The sequence below is a fragment of the Variovorax sp. V213 genome, from assembly GCF_041154455.1.
Lineage (GTDB): Bacteria > Pseudomonadota > Gammaproteobacteria > Burkholderiales > Burkholderiaceae_C > Variovorax.
In genome coordinates, this window is sequence record NZ_AP028664.1 from 2,794,761 (window position 1) to 2,813,087 (window position 18,327).

Consider the following 18,327-nt stretch of genomic DNA (forward strand, 5'->3'; position numbering starts at 1 on the left):
ACAAAGTGCCGAACGTGGGGGCTCATATGGATCAAGAAAAAACCGCCAGCACATGACATGGTGGCGGCTGTAGTCGCTGCGAGCGACGGCGCATCAGATGCGAAAGCTCTCTCCGCAACCGCAACGGTCGCGTTCGTTCGGGTTGATGAACTTGAATCCCTCGTTCAGCCCTTCGCGCACGAAGTCGAGCTGCGTGCCGTCGATGTAAGCCAGGCTCTTCGGATCGACCAGCACTTTCACGCCATGGTCTTCGAACACCACGTCCTCAGGCGTGAACTCGTCGACGTACTCGAGCTTGTAGGCCAGTCCGGAGCAGCCGGTGGTCTTCACGCCCAGCCGCACGCCCACGCCCTTGCCTCGTTTGCCAAGGTAGCGGGTGACGTGGCGCGCAGCGGCTTCGGTCAGCGTGACAGCCATTTCAGTGAACAGCTTCGGCGGTCTTGACGCCGTGCTTGGCCTTGTAGTCGCTCACGGCCGCCTTGATGGCGTCTTCCGCAAGGATCGAGCAGTGGATCTTGACCGGTGGCAGCGCCAGTTCTTCGGCGATTTGTGCGTTCTTGAGTGCCGCCGCTTCGTCGAGCGTCTTGCCCTTGACCCATTCGGTCACGAGCGAGGACGAGGCGATGGCGGAGCCGCAGCCATAGGTCTTGAAGCGCGCGTCTTCGATCACGCCGGTTTCGGCGTTGACCTTGATCTGCAGCTTCATGACGTCGCCGCAGGCGGGTGCGCCGACCATGCCTGTGCCGACGGAATCGTCGCCCTTTTCGAAGGAGCCGACGTTGCGTGGATTTTCGTAGTGGTCGATGACCTTGGAAGAATATGCCATGGTGTACCTCTCAAACTTTGTTCAATCGTGGAGCGCTGGTGGGCCAGTACGTCAATGCGTCAGTGGGCCGACCACTGGATCGTGCTGATGTCGACGCCGTCCTGGAACATCTCCCACAGGGGGCTCAGCTCGCGCAGCTTGGCAACGTTGTGCTTGATGGTCGAGATGGCGTAGTCGATTTCTTCCTCGGTCGTAAAACGGCCGATGGTCATGCGAAGGCTGCTGTGGGCCAGCTCGTCGCTGCGGCCCAGGGCGCGCAGCACGTAGCTGGGCTCCAGGCTGGCCGACGTGCAGGCCGAACCCGACGACACCGCCAGGCCCTTGATGCCCATGATCAGCGACTCGCCTTCGACATAGTTGAAGCTCATGTTCAGGTTGTGCGGCACACGCTGCTCGAGGTCGCCGTTGATGAACACCTGCTCGACATCCTTCAGGCCGTCGAGCAGACGCTTCTGCAGGCGGGCGGCCTTGGCGATGTCTTCCTTCATTTCGAGCCGGGCGATGCGGAAGGCTTCGCCCATGCCCACGATCTGGTGCGTCGGCAAGGTGCCCGAGCGCATGCCGCGCTCATGGCCGCCACCGTGCATCTGCGCCTCGAGCCGCACGCGGGGCTTGCGGCGCACGTACAGCGCGCCGATGCCCTTGGGGCCGTAGGTCTTGTGCGAAGCCAGGCTCATCAGGTCGATCGGCAGCTTGGCGACGTCGATCTCGACCTTGCCGGTGGCCTGGGCCGCATCGACGTGGAAGATCACGCCCTTTTCGCGGCAGGCATTGCCGAGCGCGACCACGTCCTGGATGACGCCGATCTCGTTGTTGACGTACATGACGCTCGCAAGGATGGTGTCGGGCCGGATCGTGGCCTTGAACTTGTCGAGGTCGAGCAGGCCGTTTTCCTCGACGTCCATGTACGTCACCTCGAAGCCCTGGCGCTCGAGTTCGCGCATGGTGTCGAGCACGGCCTTGTGCTCGGTCTTCACCGTGATGAGGTGCTTGCCCTTGCCCTTGTAGAAATGGGCCGCGCCCTTGATCGCGAGGTTGTTCGACTCGGTGGCGCCGGAGGTCCAGACGATCTCGCGCGGATCGGCACCGATCAGCTCGGCCACCTGAACGCGCGCCTTCTCGACCGCCTCTTCAGCCTCCCATCCCCAGGCGTGGCTGCGCGACGCCGGGTTGCCGAAATGCTCGCGCAACCAGGGAATCATGGCGTCGACCACACGCGGGTCAACCGGCGTGGTGGCGCCGTAATCGAGGTAGATCGGGAAATGAGGAGTGACGTCCATGGCTGGCTCGGGCTGGCGTGGGGGGGTTGTTTCTTTGATCTGGGCGGCTTTTCGCAGCAGCGCCCGAAGGCGCCGCCTGCGACTCAGGGCATCAGGACTTCGCGAACGCGTTGCCCAGGGCAAACACCGAATTCGGCGCGTTCACGCGAATCGGCTTGACCACGGGCTGCGCGGAAATGGCGCGCTTGACGACCGGCTTGTTTTCGATCTGAACGCCCTTGGCGATCTGGTCGTCGACCAGCTTCTGCAGCGTGACGGAATCGAGAAACTCGACCATGCGCTGGTTCAGCGAGGCCCAGAGCTCGTGCGTCATGCAGCGGCCGGCTTCGCCGAGGCAGTTTTCCTTGCCGCCGCACTGCGTGGCATCGATGGGCTCATCGACGGAAACAATGATGTCTGCGACGGTGATATCGGCCGCCTTGCGGCCGAGGCTGTAACCGCCGCCGGGGCCGCGGGTCGACTCGACCAGCTCGTGACGGCGCAGTTTGCCGAACAGCTGTTCGAGATACGACAATGAAATCTGCTGCCGCTGGCTGATCGCAGCCAGCGTGACCGGACCGGTGTTCTGACGCAACGCCAGATCGATCATTGCCGTGACCGCAAAACGGCCTTTGGTAGTGAGACGCATCGCAAGCTCCTTCAAGTGCTTACCGTTGAAATGACACCGTGGCACGGGGGCCGCGGTGACTTCGTCTCCGCCCTGCCCGACCCCTGATGCTGGTGAACCAGTCAGTGGGATCGGTCCTTCATCGCGAAGTTCTTTTTTCTTGTTGTTGAGTGTTTCGGTCAAGTATAGCAGAAGGCCCTGAAGTTCGCTCGGGTAAACCCCAGCGAAAACCGCTTGAAGAAACCGAAACTCCGTCCTAGGAGGGCAACACCGCGATATTGTCCCCGCCGGAGGCGCCAAACGCCTGCTCGCGCAGCAGCGCCAGCTGGTCGCGCACCCGTGCCGCCTTCTCGAATTCGAGGTTGCGGGCGTGCTCGAGCATGAGCTTTTCGAGCCGCTTGATCTCCCGGGCGATGTCCTTTTCGCTCATGTCCTCGACCTTGGCGCGTTCCAGGTCAAGTTTGGCCATTTCCTTGCCGGTTTTTTCGCTGTAGACGCCGTCGATCAGGTCGCGCACCTGCTTGACGATGCTGCGCGGGGTGATGCCATTGGCCTCGTTGTGGGCAATTTGCCGGGCGCGGCGGCGCTCGGTTTCGTCGATGGCCTTCTTCATCGAGTCGGTCATACGGTCGGCATACAGGATGGCCTTGCCGCTCAGGTTCCGCGCCGCCCGGCCGATGGTCTGGATCAGCGAGCGCTCGGCGCGCAGAAAGCCCTCCTTGTCGGCATCGAGAATGGCGACCAGCGACACCTCGGGAATGTCCAGGCCTTCCCGCAGCAGATTGATACCCACCAGCACGTCGAAGGTGCCCAGCCGCAGGTCGCGCAAGATCTCCACCCGCTCGACCGTGTCGACGTCGCTGTGCAGGTAGCGCACCTTCACGCCGTTGTCGCCCAGATAGTCGGTCAGCTGCTCGGCCATGCGTTTGGTCAGCGTGGTGATGAGCACACGCTCGTTCTTTTCGACGCGGATGCGGATCTCGCCCAGCACGTCGTCCACCTGGTGCGTGGCGGGGCGCACCTCGACCTCGGGGTCGATCAACCCGGTCGGCCGCACCAGTTGCTCGACCACGTTGCCGGCATGATCCTTCTCGTACTGCGCCGGGGTGGCCGAAACGAAGATGCACTGGCGCATGCGCGTTTCGAACTCCTCCAGCTTGAGGGGCCGGTTGTCCAGCGCGCTCGGCAGGCGAAAACCGTATTCGACCAGCGTGGTCTTGCGCGCCCGGTCGCCGTTGTACATGGCGCTGAGCTGGCCGACCATCTGGTGGCTCTCGTCGAGGAACATCAGCGCGTCCTTGGGCAGGTAGTCGGTCAGCGTGGCCGGCGGCTCCCCCGGCGCTGCGCCCGAGAGGTGGCGCGTGTAGTTCTCGATGCCCTTGCAGTGGCCGATCTCGGCCAGCATCTCCAGGTCGAACCGGGTGCGCTGCTCCAGGCGCTGCGCTTCCACCAGCTTGCCCTGCGACACGAATTCCTTGAGCCGCCCGGCCAGCTCGATCTTGATCGTTTCCACCGCGCCCAGCACCTTGTCGCGCGGCGTCACGTAGTGGCTCGACGGGTAGACCGTGAAGCGCGGGATCTTCTGGCGGATGCGGCCCGTGAGCGGGTCGAACAGCTGCAGCGTCTCGATCTCGTCGTCGAACAGTTCGATGCGGATCGCCAGTTCGCTGTGCTCGGCCGGAAACACGTCGATGGTGTCGCCGCGCACGCGGAAGGTCCCGCGGGAAAAATCCTGCTCGTTGCGGGTGTACTGCATGCGGATCAGCCGCCCGATCACGTCGCGCTGGCCGATCTTGTCGCCCACCCGCATGATGAAGCGCATCTGCGTGTAGTCCTCGGGCGTGCCGATGCCGTAGATGGCGCTCACCGTGGCCACGATGACCGTGTCGCGCCGCTCCAGCACGCTCTTGGTGGCCGACAGCCGCATCTGCTCGATGTGCTCGTTGATGGACGAGTCCTTCTCGATGAACAGGTCGCGCTGCGGCACATAGGCCTCGGGCTGGTAGTAGTCGTAGTAGCTGACGAAATACTCGACCGCGTTCTTCGGGAAGAACTCGCGAAACTCGCTGTAGAGCTGCGCCGCCAGCGTCTTGTTGGGCGCGAAAACGATGGCCGGGCGGCCCAGCCGGGCAATCACGTTGGCCATGGTGAAGGTCTTGCCGGAGCCGGTGACCCCCAGCAGCGTCTGGAATACCTCGCCATCCAGCACGCCTTCGACCAGACCGTCGATCGCCTTGGGCTGGTCGCCGGCGGGTGGATAGGGCTGGAAAAGTTCGAAAGGCGAACCCGGATATTTGATGAATTCGCCCTGTTTTGCCGGACCGATCGGGTCCAGTTTCTTCAGGTCTGCTATGGCTTCGTTGTTCTCTGGCATGGCTGTTCCCGACAGGTGGCGGTAGCGCCGGTAAAATTCAAGGCAACCGGAAAGGATAAAGCCTCCTCCGGTTGCCAGCGAAGCTTTCATCCAAAGGACCTTTCCATGTCTATGTTCACCGCGGTCGAAATGGCACCGCGCGACCCGATCCTCGGCCTCAACGAGCAATTTGCAGCCGATACCAACCCCAACAAGGTCAACCTCGGCGTCGGCGTCTATTACGACGACAACGGCAAGCTGCCCCTGCTCCAGTGCGTGCAGGCCGCCGAACAGAACATGATGAAAGCCCCCACGGCACGCGGCTACCTGCCGATCGACGGCATCGTGGCGTACGACAACGCGGTCAAGGGCCTGGTCTTCGGCGTCGATAGCGAACCCGTGCAATCGGGCCGCGTGGCAACGATCCAGGCCATTGGCGGCACCGGCGGCCTCAAGGTTGGCGCCGACTTTCTCAAGAAGCTCAACCCCGGCGCCAAGGTGCTGATCAGCGACCCGAGCTGGGAAAACCACCGCGCGCTGTTCACCAACGCCGGCTTCGAAGTCGAAAGCTACCCCTACTACGACGCCGCCAGGCGCGGCATCAACTTCGACGGCATGCTGGCCGCCCTGAACGCGGCGCCGGCCGGCACCATCGTGGTGCTGCATGCCTGCTGCCACAACCCGACCGGCTACGACATCACGTCCGAGCAATGGGACCAGGTCGTTGCCACCGTCAAGGCCAAGAAGCTCGTCCCCTTCCTCGACATGGCCTACCAGGGCTTCGGCTACGGCCTCAAGGAAGACGGCGCCGCGGTTGCCAAGTTCGTCGACGCCGGCCTGACCTTCTTCGTCTCGACCTCGTTCTCCAAGAGCTTCAGCCTGTACGGCGAACGGGTGGGCGCCCTCTCGGTGCTCTGCGAAAGCAAGGAAGAAGCCGGCCGCGTGCTCTCGCAGCTCAAGATCGCGATCCGCACCAACTACAGCAACCCGCCGATCCACGGCGGCGCCGTGGTGGCCGCGGTGCTCGGCAACCCCGAGCTGCGCGCCCTGTGGGAAAAGGAACTCGGCGAAATGCGGGTGCGCATCAAGGCGATGCGCCAGAAGCTCGTCGACGGCCTCAAGGCCGCCGGCGTGAAGGAAGACATGAGCTTCATCACCACGCAGATCGGCATGTTCAGCTACTCGGGCCTCAGCAAGGACCAGATGGTGCGCCTGCGCAACGAATTCGGCGTGTACGGCACCGACACCGGCCGCATGTGCGTGGCCGCGCTCAACAGCAAGAACATCGACTACGTCTGCGCCTCGATTGCCAAGGTCATCTGACCGTCAGGAAAATGTGAGGGAATCCGTTTCGCGACAATTCCCTCACATTTGATGAAAACCGTGAGCCCTGCGGTGGGATCTACGTAGGGGTAAGGCCCCCTGCGCCAAGGCAAAGGCGCTGATATATTGCAGCGCAACATTTCACTCCAACACCAGCGATGCTTTATCAACTCTACGAAGCCCAGCGTTCCTTGATGGAGCCGTTCTCGGACTTCGCGCAAGCGGCGTCCAAACTCTTTGGCCAAGGTGCCGTCTGGGGGCAAGCGCCCATGGCCCAGCGCATGGCGGCGGGTTACGACCTGCTGTATCGGCTGGGCAAGGACTACGAGAAGCCCGAGTTCAACATCAAGTCCGTGAAGGTCGAGGGCGAAGACGTGGTCATCCAGGAGGCCGTCGAGCTCGACAAGCCGTTCTGCGAGCTGCGCCGCTTCAAGCGCTTCACCGACGAGCCGCACATTCTCAAGACGCTCAAGAGCCAGCCCGTGGTGCTGGTCGTGGCGCCGCTGTCGGGCCACTACGCCACGCTGTTGCGCGACACGGTGCGCACCATGCTGCAGGACCACAAGGTCTACATCACCGACTGGAAGAACGCGCGCCTCGTGCCGCTGTCCGAAGGCGAGTTCCACCTGGACGACTATATCAACTACGTGCAGGAGTTCATCCGCCAGCTGCAGGCCGAGTACGGCAACTGCCACGTGGTGAGCGTGTGCCAGCCCACGGTACCGGTGCTGGCAGCCGTGTCGCTGATGGCAAGCCGCGGCGAGCAGCTGCCGCTCACCATGACGATGATGGGTGGCCCGATCGACGCGCGCAAGTCGCCCACCGCGGTGAACAACCTGGCGATGAACAAGAGTTTCGAGTGGTTCGAGAACAATGTGATCTACCGCGTGCCGCAAGGCTTTCCGGGTGAAGGCCGCCGCGTGTACCCGGGCTTCTTGCAGCACACGGGCTTCGTGGCCATGAATCCCGACCGCCACGCCAGCAGCCACTATGACTATTTCAAGGACCTGATCAAGGGCGACGACGCCAGCGCCGAGGCCCATCGCAAGTTCTACGACGAGTACAACGCCGTGCTCGACATGGACGCCAACTATTACCTGGACACGATTCGGGTCGTGTTCCAGCAGTTCGAACTCGTGAACGGCACCTGGGACGTCAAGAACCCCAAGGGCCAGATCGAGCGCGTGCGCCCGCAAGACATCCACTCGACCGCCCTGCTCACCGTCGAGGGCGAGCTCGACGACATTTCGGGTTCGGGCCAGACCGAGGCCGCGCACAGCCTGTGCACCGGCATCGAGGATTCGCAGCGCGAACACTACGAAGTCAAGGGCGCAGGCCACTACGGCATCTTCAGCGGCCGCCGCTGGCGCGACCTGGTCTACCCCAAGATGCAGAAATTCATCGCCGCCCACGACCAGCCGCAGCGGCGCAGCGGTGCGCGCGAGGCACTGCCGGCCGAAGACCGGATCAAGCCAGGGCAAAACACGGCTGCCGTTGCAGCCAGGAAGAATGTCGCAGCCAAGAAAGCGGTGGCGGTTACCGCCGTGAAAAAGCCCGCGGCACGCAGGAAGTGATCGGGCTGGCCGCACGCATCCACAATGCACTGCCGCAAACGCAGTGCACGCGCTGTGGCTACCCTGATTGCGCCGGCTATGCCCAGGCGGTGGCCGACGGCGAGGCCAATCTCAATCAATGCCCTCCCGGCGGTGCGGAAGGCATCGCCAGGCTGGCACGGCTCACGGGCCGCGAGCCACTGCCGCTCGATCCGCAGTTCGGCACCGAAGGCCCGCGCGCCATGGCGGTCATCGACGAAGCCTGGTGCATCGGCTGCACGCTCTGCCTCGACGCCTGCCCCACCGATGCCATCGTCGGCATCAACAAGCGCATGCACACCGTGATCGAAGCGCACTGCACGGGCTGCGAGCTTTGCATCCCGGTCTGCCCCGTCGACTGCATCTCGCTCGAAGTCGAGACGCCGGGCCGCACTGGTTGGCAAGCCTGGTCGAAAGCCCAGGCCGACGCCGCGCTGCAGCGCTACAAGCTGCATGGCGAGCACCGCCGCGCCGACAAGCCGCAAGGCACGTTACCGGCCCCGCCCGCCCAACCGCAAACCGCCGACACGCGCAAGCGATCCATCGTCGAAGCCGCACTGGCGCGCGCCCGCGCCGCTTCGCAACAACGTCCACCCGCCGCCAAGCCATGACCTTCGATACCCTGCTGATCTACGTCGTCGCCTCGATCGCACTGGCCGTGATTCCAGGCCCCACGATGCTGCTGGCGCTGTCCAACGGCATCGACGGCGGCATGCGCCGCGCGAGCTGGGGCATTGCCGGCGCATCGCTGGGCAGCGTCACGCTGATCGCGGTGGTCGCGCTCGGGCTCGGTTCGCTGCTCGCCGCATCGGAGCTGCTCTTCAACGCGATCCGCGTGGCGGGTGTCGCCTACCTGGTCTGGCTCGGCATCAAGCTGTGGCGCAGCGAGGCGACCGACCTGGGGGCGGCGCTGGCCAAGTCGGCCATCGAAGTTCGCCCGCACGGCCGCGTCGCGCTCATGCGCAGCCTCCTCGTGGCGCTGTCGAACCCCAAGACGGTACTGTTCTTCGCGGCCTTTCTGCCGCAGTTCATCGACATTGCCAAGCCACAGGGTACGCAGTACCTGCTGCTGGGCTCGATCTTCGTGGCGCTCGACACCTGCGTGATGCTTGCCTATGCGGCCGCCGGAACGCAGGCCGTGCGCTGGCTCTCGCGCCGCGGCCTCAAGGCGCTGAATCGCGGCTGCGCGGCGGGCATGTGGCTGCTGGCGGCCACGCTTGCCTTCTGGCGCCGTCCGGGCACCTGAACGGCGCGGCGCTCAACCCTTCGGCATCTTCTGCTGGCGCTTGAAGAGCAATAGCAGCACACCGGCCAGCACGACGGCCACGGCGTACCACTCGAAGCGCGTCACGGTCTCGTTGGCAATCCACACGCCCAGCAGCATCGCGATCACCGGGTTGACGAAGGTGTAGCTCGCGGCCAGCGCGGCCGGCGCCTTGGCGAGCAGCACCATGTAGGCGTTGAACGCGATCAGCGAGCCGAACACCACGAGGTACAGCCAGGCCGCAACCGCCTCCGGCTGCGGCGGCCACGCCAACTCTTCACCAGAGATGGCGGAGAGCACCAGCAGCACCACGCCGCCGCAGATCATCTCGCTCGCGAAACCCATGGCGCCGGGCGCGAGCGGGAGGCTGCGCTGGCTCAACACACTGCCCATCGACCAGCAGACGCAGGCGATGGAAATGGCGGCAAGGCCCGCGGGCGACGACTGGAAGCCGCTGCCCTGTGTCAGCATCAGCACGCCGATGAGCCCGAGCGCAATGCCCGCTGCCTCCAGCCGTGTCGGCTTCACGCCCCAGACCAGGTTCAGCAATGCGATCAGCAGCGGCACCACTGCGATGAATGCCACCACCAGCCCCGAGCCGATCGACACTTCGGCATGGGCCGTGCCGCCCATGCCGCCGCCCAGCATCAATGCGCCGACCACGAGCGCGTTGCGCCATTGCTGGCGCGAGGGCCAGGCCGCCCCGCGCCAACGCATCCAGGCGGCGAGCAGCACGCCCGCGAACAGGAAGCGCGAACCCATCTGAAGAAAGGGCGCAAAGCTGATCAGCGCGTACTTGATCGCAAGATAGGTCGAGCCCCAGACCACCCAGGTGGCGGCCAGGCAGAGCCAGAGGATCGGCGGGAGCGCGCTGCGCGCGTATCCGGGCGCGGCTTGGGCGGGAGATGCGAGAGTCGGCATGGCGGGTTTTGTCTTGTTGTCTTGTCGGTGTGGAAACGCCGTCCATGGTATGAAAGCGTTCCTCCGGCAGCCATGCGCATTTCATGGTTCTGCCTGTTTCGTACCGTCGATTTAAAGGAGTTGAATGGACTTCACCTTGAACCCCACGCTGGATGCCCACGACACCCGCATCCTGGCCGAATTGCAAAGCGATGCGCGGCTCACCATGGCCGAACTCGGCCGCCGCGTGCACCTGAGCCAGCCGGCCGTGACCGAGCGCGTGAAAAAACTGGAGGCCGCGGGCGTGATCAGCGGCTACCGCGCCACGGTCAATCTCGGCAAGCTCGGCTATGGCATTCGCGCCATCATCCGTGTCGGCCGCGCCGACTATGCGCGCGTGGTCGAGCTGGTCCAGCAGACGCCCGAATGCGTCAACGCCTACAACGTGACCGGCGACGACAGCTGGATCCTGGAGATCGCGGTCATCGACGTGAGCCATCTCGATGCGGTGGTCACCAGGTTCTGCATCCTCACCGAGACCGCGACCTCGATCATCCTGAACCCGGCGCGCGAGCACCAGCCGATGTTGCCGCCTCAGCGTTCCGACGTGAAGCCGCCGATCAAGAAGGTGCTCAACGCGTAGCGGCGAGCGCGTTGAAGGCGGTCACTACCTCGGGCGGCGCCTGGACCATCTCGATCAGCACGCCCTCGCCCGCGATCGGAAATTCGTCGTTCGCCTTCGGATGCAGAAAGCAGATGTCGAAACCCGCCGCGCCCTGGCGGATGCCGCCGGGCGCAAAGCGCACGCCCTGCGCGGTAAGCCATTCGACGGCCTTGGGAAGGTCGTCGATCCACAGGCCCACATGGTTGAGCGGCGTAGTGTGGACGGCCGGCTTCTTCTCGGGGTCCAACGGCTGCATCAGGTCGACCTCGACCTTGAACGGCCCGCTGCCCATCGAACAGATGTCCTCGTCGACGTTCTCGCGCTCGCTCTTGAAGGTGCCCGTGACCTCGAGACCTAGCATGTCGACCCAGAGCTTCTGCAGCCGCAGCTTGTCCGGCCCGCCGATCGCGATCTGCTGGATGCCCAGCACCTTGAAGGGGCGTGCGGTCCCGGTCACGCGCAGCTCTCCGCTTCTTCCGTGGTGGTGCGGCGCGACTCCAGGCCGAGCTTGCGCAGCAGCTGCACATCGGCTTCCACATCGGGGTTGCCCGTCACCAGCAGCTTGTCGCCGTAGAAGATCGAGTTGGCGCCAGCCATGAAGCACAGCGCCTGCACCGCGTCGCCCATCTGCTGGCGGCCGGCCGAAAGGCGAACGCGCGCGGTGGGCATGGTGATGCGCGCGACCGCAATCATGCGCACGAAGTCGAAAGGATCGACCGGCTCCGAATCGGCCAGCGGCGTGCCGGGCACGCGCACCAGGCTGTTGATCGGCACCGACTCCGGATACGGATTCAGGTTGGCCAGTTGCGCGATCAACCCCGCGCGATGCACCGGCTGCTCGCCCATGCCGACGATGCCGCCGCAGCATACGCTGATGCCGGCGCTGCGCACATGGGCCAGCGTGTCGAGCCGGTCCTGATAGGTGCGCGTGTCGACGATGTCGGTGTAGTACTCGGGAGCGGTGTCGAGGTTGTGGTTGTAGTAGTCGAGGCCCGCGGCCTTGAGCTGGTGCGCATGGTGCGGCTCCAGCATGCCGAGCGTGGCGCAGGTCTGCAGACCCAGCCCCTTCACCGCCTCGACCAGCACCGCCACCTTCTCGACGTCGCGGTCCTTCGGCGCGCGCCATGCGGCGCCCATGCAGAAGCGCGTGGCGCCGGCGTCCTTGGCAGCCTGAGCGGCGCGCACCACCTCGTCGACTTCCATCAGCTTCTGCGCCTTCACGCCGGTATCGAACTCGGCCGACTGCGGGCAATAGCCGCAGTTCTCGGGACAGCCGCCGGTCTTGACCGACAGCAAGGTCGCCAGTTCGATGTCACCTTCGGGAAAGTGCTGGCGATGCACCGTCTGCGCTTCAAACAGCAAATCCATCAGCGGCTTGTCGAGCAGCGCCTGGATCGCCTCGACCGACCAAGGGCCTTGCGGCGTCACCGGCTTTGCAGGCCGGTGCAGCGTGACAGGCGCCGAGATGGGCGCTTCAAAAAAAAGATCGGAGGTCGTCATATCAATGAAATCTTTCGTAAGTGCCCGAAGCGTTGACTGTTCGGGAAACACCGCGGAACCGGCTTCGCCGGGCCGCAGGTGTTGCCCCCGGAAGGGGGTTGGAGAAGCGACACGAAGTGCGCGAAGCCTGGGGGTGAGCTTTATTCAAACTCCAGAATGATTTGATCGACCGCGAGCGACTCGCCCTTGTTGGCCGAAACCTTGCCCACCACGCCGTCTTGCGTGGCGAACAGCACGTTTTCCATTTTCATGGCCTCGATCACGGCCAGCTTCTCGCCGGCACGCACCTGCTGACCCGGCTGCACCGACACCTCCACGAGCAGGCCCGGCATCGGCGACATCAGGAACTTGCTGAGGTCGGGCGGAGCCTTGTAGGGCATCAGCTCGAGCAGCCGCGCGCCGAGCGGCGACAGTACCATGGCCTCGATCTGGGTGCCGTCGTGCGACACGCGCAGCGCCAGCGGGTTCCTGCCCGCGCCGCGCTCCACCTGCGCGGTAAAGGGCCGGTCGTTGACCATGCCCTGCACCCGAACTGCGCCGAGCGCAAAGCCGCTGTCGATCTTGTAGCTCTTGCCGCCCACGGCCACGGCGCTGGCACCGGTCTTGCCGTGGAAGTCGGTCACCGAGACCGGGTGGTGCACGTGCCTGCCTTCCGCGCCCAGTTCCACCACCACGAACTGCTCGCCCACCTTCACGCCATGGCCTTCGAGCTGCCCGCTGATGCCCGAGGCACGCGCGCGATAGCGGCGGTGCACATAGGCCGCGAGCGCGACGAGGAACGACGGATCGGCGTGCGGCACGTCTTCTGCGTGAAAGCCCTTGCCGTAGTGCTCGGCGATAAAGCCGGTGTTGAAATCGCCCGCCACGAACTTCGGATGCGCGAGCAACGCCGCCTGGAACGGAATGTTGCTGCTGATGCCGCGGATCACGAAGCCGTTGAGCGCCTCGCGCATCCGCGCGATCGCATGCTGCCGATCCTTGCCGTGCACGATGAGCTTGGCGATCATCGAGTCGTAGTACATCGGGATCTCGCCGCCGTCGTACACGCCCGTGTCCACGCGCACGCCGTTCAGGCGCCCGGTATCGCTCGCGAACATGGTCTCGGCCGGCGGCTGGAACTTCACCAGACGGCCGGTCGAAGGCAGGAAATTGCGGAACGGGTCTTCGGCATTGATGCGGCATTCGATGGCCCAACCGTTACGCTTGACCTCGGCCTGCGTGAGCGGCAGTTCTTCGCCGGCCGCGACGCGGATCATCAGCTCGACCAGGTCGAGACCGGTGATGCATTCGGTGACCGGGTGCTCCACCTGCAGCCGCGTGTTCATCTCCAGGAAATAGAAGCTCTGGTCCTTGCCGACCACAAACTCCACCGTGCCCGCACTCTGGTACTTCACGGCCTTGGCCAGCTGCACCGCCTGCTCGCCCATTGCCTTGCGCGTGGTGTCGCTGATGAAGGGCGACGGCGCCTCTTCGATCACCTTCTGGTGCCGGCGCTGGATCGAGCATTCGCGCTCGTTCAGGTAGATGACGTTGCCATGCGAATCGCCCAGCACCTGGATCTCGATGTGGCGCGGCTCCTCGACGAACTTCTCGATGAACACGCGGTCGTCGCCGAAGCTGCTCAGCGCCTCGTTGCGGCACGAGGTAAAGCCCTCGAAGGCCTCCTTGTCATTGAAGGCCACGCGCAAGCCCTTGCCGCCGCCGCCGGCCGAGGCCTTGATCATCACGGGGTAGCCGATGTCCTTGGCGATCTCGACCGCGCGCTCGGCCGTCTCGATGGCGTCGTTCCAGCCCGGAATGGTGTTGACCTTGGCTTCGTTCGCGAGCTTCTTCGAGGCGATCTTGTCGCCCATGGCCGCGATCGAGTAATGCTTGGGCCCGATGAAGGCAATCCCCTCTTCCTCGACCTTGCGCGCAAAGGCTTCGTTCTCCGACAGGAAACCGTAGCCCGGGTGCACGGCCTCTGCACCGGTCTGCTTGCAGGCCGCAATGATGCGGTCGGCCTGCAGATAGCTCTCGCGGCTGGGCGCGGCGCCAATGTGCACGGCCTCGTCGGCCAGCTCGACGTGGCGGGCCTCCTTGTCGGCTTCCGAGTAGACGGCGACGGTGAGGATGCCCATCTTCTTCGCGGTCTGTATGACACGGCACGCGATCTCGCCACGGTTGGCGATCAGTATTTTCTTGAACATGCTGAATCCACTTTTTTGCTGACCGCCTCAGCGGTTGATGAACATCGAATACACCGGCTGAGCTTGCGACCGATCGACGAACACATACGCTATGCCGTCGGAACAGAAGTTCGCCACTTCGACAGAGTCGCCACCTGGGAGCTCGATCCAGTTGTCGACCTGCAGGAACAAGCGTCCCGCGGGCATTCCCTGCGCGCCGTTGGCCGTCCAGTACGGCACGCCGCCGCTCTTCGTACACCACGGGCTCGCCCAATCGTGGGGATGTTTGACTTCGTCCGGCAGATCGAAGTGGGCCTGATAGTCATAGAACGCCTCCTCCATTTCCGCGGGGGCGCCATCGTCATCCGCGTGCCATCCGGTGATGGCGATCTCGCGCAGAAGTGCAGGCGGTCCGTCGGCCGGGTCCGAAGGCAGCGCCGTCGGCCCCGCGCCCAGATCGGCGCGCTGCACGACGAATGCGGCGTTCGCACCGGCGCCGTGCTCCCAGAAGCTGCAGATGCTGTCCCACTCGCACTTGAACAGGAACAGCACCTCGTCGCTCGCGAGCGGCAGCGCGTCGCCGTTGGCCGGCAATTGCGCAAGATGGCTCATGGGACGATTGCATTCGCTGCAAACGGGCCAGAGGCGCGGAGGAAGGCCCCAGGGCAGGCCGCCGAGCTTGGGAACAAGGCCAGGTTCCGCTCCCTCGCGGAACTCGGGGTAGTAGCTCTGCATACGAGAATCAGAGCGGAATGTTCCCGTGCTTGCGCCACGGGTTCTCGAGCTTCTTCTCGCGCAGCATCACCAGCGATCGGCAGATGCGCTTGCGCGTTTCGTGCGGCAGGATCACGTCGTCGATGTAGCCGCGCGCACCCGCCACATAGGGGTTGGCAAAACGCGCCTTGTACTCGGCCTCACGGGCGGCCAGCTTCTCGGGGTCGTTCTTGTCCTCGCGGAAGATGATTTCCACTGCGCCCTTCGCGCCCATCACCGCGATCTCGGCGCGCGGCCAGGCCAGGTTGACGTCGCCACGCAGGTGCTTGGAGGCCATCACGTCGTACGCGCCGCCATAGGCCTTGCGCGTGATGACGGTGATCTTGGGCACCGTGCACTCCGCATACGCATAAAGCAGCTTGGCGCCGTGCTTGATGATGCCGCCGTACTCCTGGCCCGTGCCGGGCATGAAGCCGGGCACGTCAACGAAGGTCACCACGGGAATGTTGAAGGCATCGCAAAAGCGCACGAAGCGCGCGGCCTTGATGCTGCTCTTGATGTCCAGGCAGCCTGCCAGCACCAGCGGCTGGTTGGCCACGATGCCGATGGTCTGGCCTTCCATGCGGGCAAAGCCGATCACGATGTTCTTCGCGTAGTCGGGCTGCAGCTCGAAGAAGTCGCCGTCGTCCACCACCTTGAGGATCAGTTCCTTGATGTCGTAGGGCTTGTTCGGGTTGTCCGGCACCAGCGTGTCGAGCGAATAGTCGGGCCGGTCGGCCGGATCGCCCTGGCCGTTGTTGCCCAGACGCACCGGCGGCTTCTCGCGGTTGTTGAGCGGCAGGTAGTTGTAGAGGCGGCGCAGCATCATCAGCGCCTCGACGTCGTTCTCGAACGCCATGTCGGCCACGCCGCTGCGCGTGGTGTGGGTCACGGCGCCGCCGAGCTCTTCGGCCGTCACGCTCTCGTGCGTCACGGTCTTCACCACCTCGGGGCCGGTGACGAACATGTAGCTCGAATCCTTCACCATGAAGATGAAGTCGGTCATGGCGGGCGAATACACCGCGCCGCCCGCGCACGGGCCCATGATCATGCTGATCTGCGGCACCACGCCCGAAGCCATCACGTTGCGCTGGAACACGTCGGCATAGCCGCCGAGCGAGGCCACGCCCTCCTGGATGCGCGCGCCGCCCGAATCGTTGAGGCCGATGACGGGCGCGCCGACCTTCATGGCCTGGTCCATGACCTTGCAGATCTTCTCGGCATGCGCTTCGCTGAGCGCGCCGCCGAAGACGGTGAAGTCCTGGCTGAACACGAAGACGAGGCGGCCATTGATCATGCCGTAGCCGGTGACCACGCCGTCGCCCGGGATCTTCTGCTCGGCCATGCCGAAATCGACCGAGCGGTGCTCGACGAACATGTCCCATTCTTCGAAGGTGTTGTCGTCCAGCAGCAGCTCGATGCGCTCGCGCGCGGTGAGCTTGCCCTTGGCGTGCTGCGCATCGATGCGCTTCTGTCCGCCGCCGAGGCGCGCCTGGGCGCGGCGCTTTTCGAGTTGTTCGATCAGTTCTTGCATGGTGTGCTTCCGAAGCTGTGGTCCTGAATTTTGTCGGCCGTCATGGCCTGGCGGTGATGGCGGCGGCCGCGAGCAGTTGGCGTGCCGCCGTCGATGCGGGCAGCGCGCCCTCTGCCACTTGCTGGGTGAGTTGCGGGAGCAGTTCGCGCACCTGCGCATGCTGCCTGAACGCCTGCTTGAGCCCGGCGTCGATGCGTTCCCACATCCATGCGGTGGCCTGCTTTTCGCGCCGCTTGGCAAGCTTTCCATTCGCGGTCTGCAAGGCCCTGAACTGCGTGACGGCATCCCAGAAGGCATCGATGCCTGTACCGGCCAGCGCGCTGAGCTGCAGCACCTTAGGCAGCCAGAAACGAATCTCCACGCCGCTGTGCGCATCATGCACCGCATGCGCATGGTCCGGGTTGCCCTGGTGCCCGAAGAGGCGCAGCGCCGAGGTGATCTGCGCCTGCGCACGCGTCGCGGCATCCTTGTCGATGTCGGCCTTGTTGATGACGACGAGGTCGGCCAGCTCCATCACGCCTTTCTTGATGGCTTGCAGATCGTCGCCCGCATTGGGCAGCTGCATCAGCACGAACATGTCGGTCATGCCGGCCACGGCGGTTTCGCTCTGGCCCACGCCCACGGTCTCGACGATCACGATGTCGTAGCCGGCGGCCTCGCACACCAGCATCGCCTCGCGCGTCTTCTCGGCCACGCCGCCGAGCGTGCCGCTCGACGGGCTGGGCCGGATGTAGGCGCGCTCGTGCACCGAGAGCCGCTCCATGCGCGTCTTGTCGCCCAGGATGGAGCCACCCGAGACGGTGGACGACGGATCGATGGTGAGCACCGCCACGCGGTGGCCCTTGCCGATCAGCAGCAGGCCCAACGTTTCGATGAAGGTCGATTTGCCGACGCCCGGCACGCCCGAGATACCCAGGCGAAACGAGTTGCCGGTGCGCGGCAGCAGCGCAGTGAGAAGTTCATCGGCCTGGACACGATGGTCGGCGCGGGTGGATTCGAGCAGCGTGATGGCCTTGGCGATGGCGCGGCGCTGCACCATGCCGTCCGGCTGGGTGATGGCGCGCTCGAGTGCTTCGGCCGGCTTCAGCACGCGCCCTCCGAGGCCACGCGCCAGCGGTAGTGCAGATCGACGCCCTCCTCGCCTTCGAGCACGAAACCATGCCGCAGATAGAAGCGGTTGGCGTCGCTCTGCACGAGCGCGGTGAGCTTGATGTCCAGCCGCTCTTCGCGCGCCTGCGACTTGGCCCACTCCAGCACCCATTCGCCGATGCCCAGGCCCTGGAAGCCGGTGCGCAGGTAGAGATGGTCGAGCCGCAGTGCGTCGGCGCCCTCGGGCTTGAGGGTGACGAAACCGATGCGCCCGGCGCCGTCGAGCACGATGTGGTGCATGAAGGGCACGACGAAACCGGCCTGGAGCCGTTCGCGCGAACGTGCGGGGTCGAAGCGCCCGACACGCTCCAGGCTCGGGCGCATCGCATCGACGCGCAAGGCGAGCATGGCCTCGAAATCGCTGGAATCCACCGGCTGCAGCGACAACCGCGACAAGAGATCGCCCACGTCGCT

At 64.7% G+C, this 18,327-nt stretch carries 18 protein-coding genes; 5 read left to right on the forward strand and 13 right to left on the reverse strand.

The features are described from left to right. Nucleotides 1-93: 93 nt before the first annotated feature. The 5 genes from iscA to uvrB form a co-directional block, all read right to left on the reverse strand. On the reverse strand, nt 94-417 hold the full coding sequence (iscA, locus tag ACAM55_RS13345; RefSeq protein WP_007828190.1) for an iron-sulfur cluster assembly protein IscA: 324 nt from the start codon (nt 415-417) through the stop codon (nt 94-96). 1 nt (nt 418) lies between these two features. After that, nucleotides 419-826, reverse strand: a complete 408-nt coding sequence (gene iscU, locus ACAM55_RS13350) for a Fe-S cluster assembly scaffold IscU (protein ID WP_369652034.1) — start codon at nt 824-826, stop codon at nt 419-421. A gap of 59 nt (nt 827-885) precedes the next feature. Continuing rightward, complete coding sequence (locus tag ACAM55_RS13355; protein ID WP_369652035.1) at nt 886-2,106, reverse strand: IscS subfamily cysteine desulfurase; 1,221 nt, start codon at nt 2,104-2,106, stop codon at nt 886-888. 91 nt (nt 2,107-2,197) lie between these two features. Next, complete coding sequence (gene iscR / locus ACAM55_RS13360; RefSeq protein ID WP_007828186.1) at nt 2,198-2,734, reverse strand: Fe-S cluster assembly transcriptional regulator IscR; 537 nt, start codon at nt 2,732-2,734, stop codon at nt 2,198-2,200. A 235-nt stretch (nt 2,735-2,969) separates the two neighbouring features. Next, nucleotides 2,970-5,087 carry an excinuclease ABC subunit UvrB gene (uvrB, locus tag ACAM55_RS13365; protein ID WP_369652036.1) on the reverse strand — a complete coding sequence of 706 codons (2,118 nt, stop codon included), beginning with the start codon at nt 5,085-5,087 and terminating at the stop codon, nt 2,970-2,972. A gap of 105 nt (nt 5,088-5,192) precedes the next feature. Here uvrB and ACAM55_RS13370 point away from each other — a divergent pair, with 105 nt between their 5' ends. From ACAM55_RS13370 to ACAM55_RS13385, 4 genes are all read left to right on the forward strand, one after another. Then, nucleotides 5,193-6,389 (forward strand): amino acid aminotransferase, encoded by a 1,197-nt coding sequence (locus tag ACAM55_RS13370; RefSeq protein WP_369652037.1) that lies wholly within the window; start codon nt 5,193-5,195, stop codon nt 6,387-6,389. A gap of 158 nt (nt 6,390-6,547) precedes the next feature. Continuing rightward, complete coding sequence (locus tag ACAM55_RS13375; RefSeq protein WP_369652038.1) at nt 6,548-7,963, forward strand: polyhydroxyalkanoate depolymerase; 1,416 nt, start codon at nt 6,548-6,550, stop codon at nt 7,961-7,963. Beyond that, a complete protein-coding gene (locus tag ACAM55_RS13380; RefSeq protein ID WP_369652039.1) occupies nt 7,960-8,592 on the forward strand; it encodes an RnfABCDGE type electron transport complex subunit B in 633 nt (210 codons plus the stop codon). The genes ACAM55_RS13375 and ACAM55_RS13380 overlap by 4 nt, the downstream gene beginning before the upstream one ends. Next, on the forward strand, nt 8,589-9,227 hold the full coding sequence (locus tag ACAM55_RS13385; RefSeq protein WP_369652040.1) for a LysE family translocator: 639 nt from the start codon (nt 8,589-8,591) through the stop codon (nt 9,225-9,227). The genes ACAM55_RS13380 and ACAM55_RS13385 overlap by 4 nt, the downstream gene beginning before the upstream one ends. Nucleotides 9,228-9,239: 12 nt before the next feature. Here ACAM55_RS13385 and yedA read toward each other — a convergent pair whose 3' ends face one another. Continuing rightward, a complete protein-coding gene (gene yedA / locus ACAM55_RS13390; protein WP_369652041.1) occupies nt 9,240-10,166 on the reverse strand; it encodes a drug/metabolite exporter YedA in 927 nt (308 codons plus the stop codon). A 124-nt stretch (nt 10,167-10,290) separates the two neighbouring features. Here yedA and ACAM55_RS13395 point away from each other — a divergent pair, with 124 nt between their 5' ends. Continuing rightward, a complete protein-coding gene (locus ACAM55_RS13395) occupies nt 10,291-10,788 on the forward strand; it encodes an Lrp/AsnC family transcriptional regulator (RefSeq protein ID WP_369652042.1) in 498 nt (165 codons plus the stop codon). Here the strand turns inward: ACAM55_RS13395 and ACAM55_RS13400 are convergent. The 7 genes from ACAM55_RS13400 to ACAM55_RS13430 all read right to left on the reverse strand — a co-directional run bounded on the left by ACAM55_RS13400 (nt 10,778) and on the right by ACAM55_RS13430 (nt 18,321). Then, nucleotides 10,778-11,266: a VOC family protein gene (locus ACAM55_RS13400; protein ID WP_369652043.1), complete on the reverse strand. Its 489-nt coding sequence runs from the start codon at nt 11,264-11,266 to the stop codon at nt 10,778-10,780. The two genes, ACAM55_RS13395 and ACAM55_RS13400, sit on opposite strands and share 11 nt — an antisense overlap. After that, a complete protein-coding gene (gene bioB / locus ACAM55_RS13405; RefSeq protein ID WP_369652044.1) occupies nt 11,263-12,309 on the reverse strand; it encodes a biotin synthase BioB in 1,047 nt (348 codons plus the stop codon). The genes ACAM55_RS13400 and bioB overlap by 4 nt, the downstream gene beginning before the upstream one ends. Before the next feature lie 140 nt (nt 12,310-12,449). Continuing rightward, nucleotides 12,450-14,498, reverse strand: coding sequence for an acetyl-CoA carboxylase biotin carboxylase subunit (accC, locus tag ACAM55_RS13410; protein ID WP_369652045.1), 2,049 nt, complete (start codon nt 14,496-14,498; stop codon nt 12,450-12,452). A gap of 27 nt (nt 14,499-14,525) precedes the next feature. After that, complete coding sequence (locus ACAM55_RS13415) at nt 14,526-15,089, reverse strand: hypothetical protein (RefSeq protein ID WP_369652046.1); 564 nt, start codon at nt 15,087-15,089, stop codon at nt 14,526-14,528. Between the two features lie 130 nt (nt 15,090-15,219). Further along, a complete protein-coding gene (locus ACAM55_RS13420; protein ID WP_369652047.1) occupies nt 15,220-16,764 on the reverse strand; it encodes an acyl-CoA carboxylase subunit beta in 1,545 nt (514 codons plus the stop codon). 40 nt (nt 16,765-16,804) lie between these two features. Beyond that, nucleotides 16,805-17,803, reverse strand: a complete 999-nt coding sequence (meaB, locus tag ACAM55_RS13425) for a methylmalonyl Co-A mutase-associated GTPase MeaB (protein WP_369656392.1) — start codon at nt 17,801-17,803, stop codon at nt 16,805-16,807. 44 nt (nt 17,804-17,847) lie between these two features. Next, nucleotides 17,848-18,321 (reverse strand): GNAT family N-acetyltransferase, encoded by a 474-nt coding sequence (locus ACAM55_RS13430; protein ID WP_369652048.1) that lies wholly within the window; start codon nt 18,319-18,321, stop codon nt 17,848-17,850. Nucleotides 18,322-18,327 lie beyond the last annotated feature (6 nt).

What these genes read in the sequence shown, in the direction of transcription:
- iscA (WP_007828190.1), bottom strand. Translation starts at nt 417, where the DNA reads ATGGCTGTCACGCTGACCGAAGCCGCTGCGCGCCACGTCACCCGCTAC.
- iscU (WP_369652034.1), bottom strand. Translation starts at nt 826, where the DNA reads ATGGCATATTCTTCCAAGGTCATCGACCACTACGAAAATCCACGCAAC.
- ACAM55_RS13355 (WP_369652035.1), bottom strand. Translation starts at nt 2,106, where the DNA reads ATGGACGTCACTCCTCATTTCCCGATCTACCTCGATTACGGCGCCACC.
- iscR (WP_007828186.1), bottom strand. Translation starts at nt 2,734, where the DNA reads ATGCGTCTCACTACCAAAGGCCGTTTTGCGGTCACGGCAATGATCGAT.
- uvrB (WP_369652036.1), bottom strand. Translation starts at nt 5,087, where the DNA reads ATGCCAGAGAACAACGAAGCCATAGCAGACCTGAAGAAACTGGACCCG.
- ACAM55_RS13370 (WP_369652037.1), top strand. Translation starts at nt 5,193, where the DNA reads ATGTCTATGTTCACCGCGGTCGAAATGGCACCGCGCGACCCGATCCTC.
- ACAM55_RS13375 (WP_369652038.1), top strand. Translation starts at nt 6,548, where the DNA reads ATGCTTTATCAACTCTACGAAGCCCAGCGTTCCTTGATGGAGCCGTTC.
- ACAM55_RS13385 (WP_369652040.1), top strand. Translation starts at nt 8,589, where the DNA reads ATGACCTTCGATACCCTGCTGATCTACGTCGTCGCCTCGATCGCACTG.
- yedA (WP_369652041.1), bottom strand. Translation starts at nt 10,166, where the DNA reads ATGCCGACTCTCGCATCTCCCGCCCAAGCCGCGCCCGGATACGCGCGC.
- ACAM55_RS13395 (WP_369652042.1), top strand. Translation starts at nt 10,291, where the DNA reads ATGGACTTCACCTTGAACCCCACGCTGGATGCCCACGACACCCGCATC.
- bioB (WP_369652044.1), bottom strand. Translation starts at nt 12,309, where the DNA reads ATGACGACCTCCGATCTTTTTTTTGAAGCGCCCATCTCGGCGCCTGTC.
- accC (WP_369652045.1), bottom strand. Translation starts at nt 14,498, where the DNA reads ATGTTCAAGAAAATACTGATCGCCAACCGTGGCGAGATCGCGTGCCGT.
- ACAM55_RS13415 (WP_369652046.1), bottom strand. Translation starts at nt 15,089, where the DNA reads ATGAGCCATCTTGCGCAATTGCCGGCCAACGGCGACGCGCTGCCGCTC.
- ACAM55_RS13420 (WP_369652047.1), bottom strand. Translation starts at nt 16,764, where the DNA reads ATGCAAGAACTGATCGAACAACTCGAAAAGCGCCGCGCCCAGGCGCGC.
- meaB (WP_369656392.1), bottom strand. Translation starts at nt 17,803, where the DNA reads ATGGTGCAGCGCCGCGCCATCGCCAAGGCCATCACGCTGCTCGAATCC.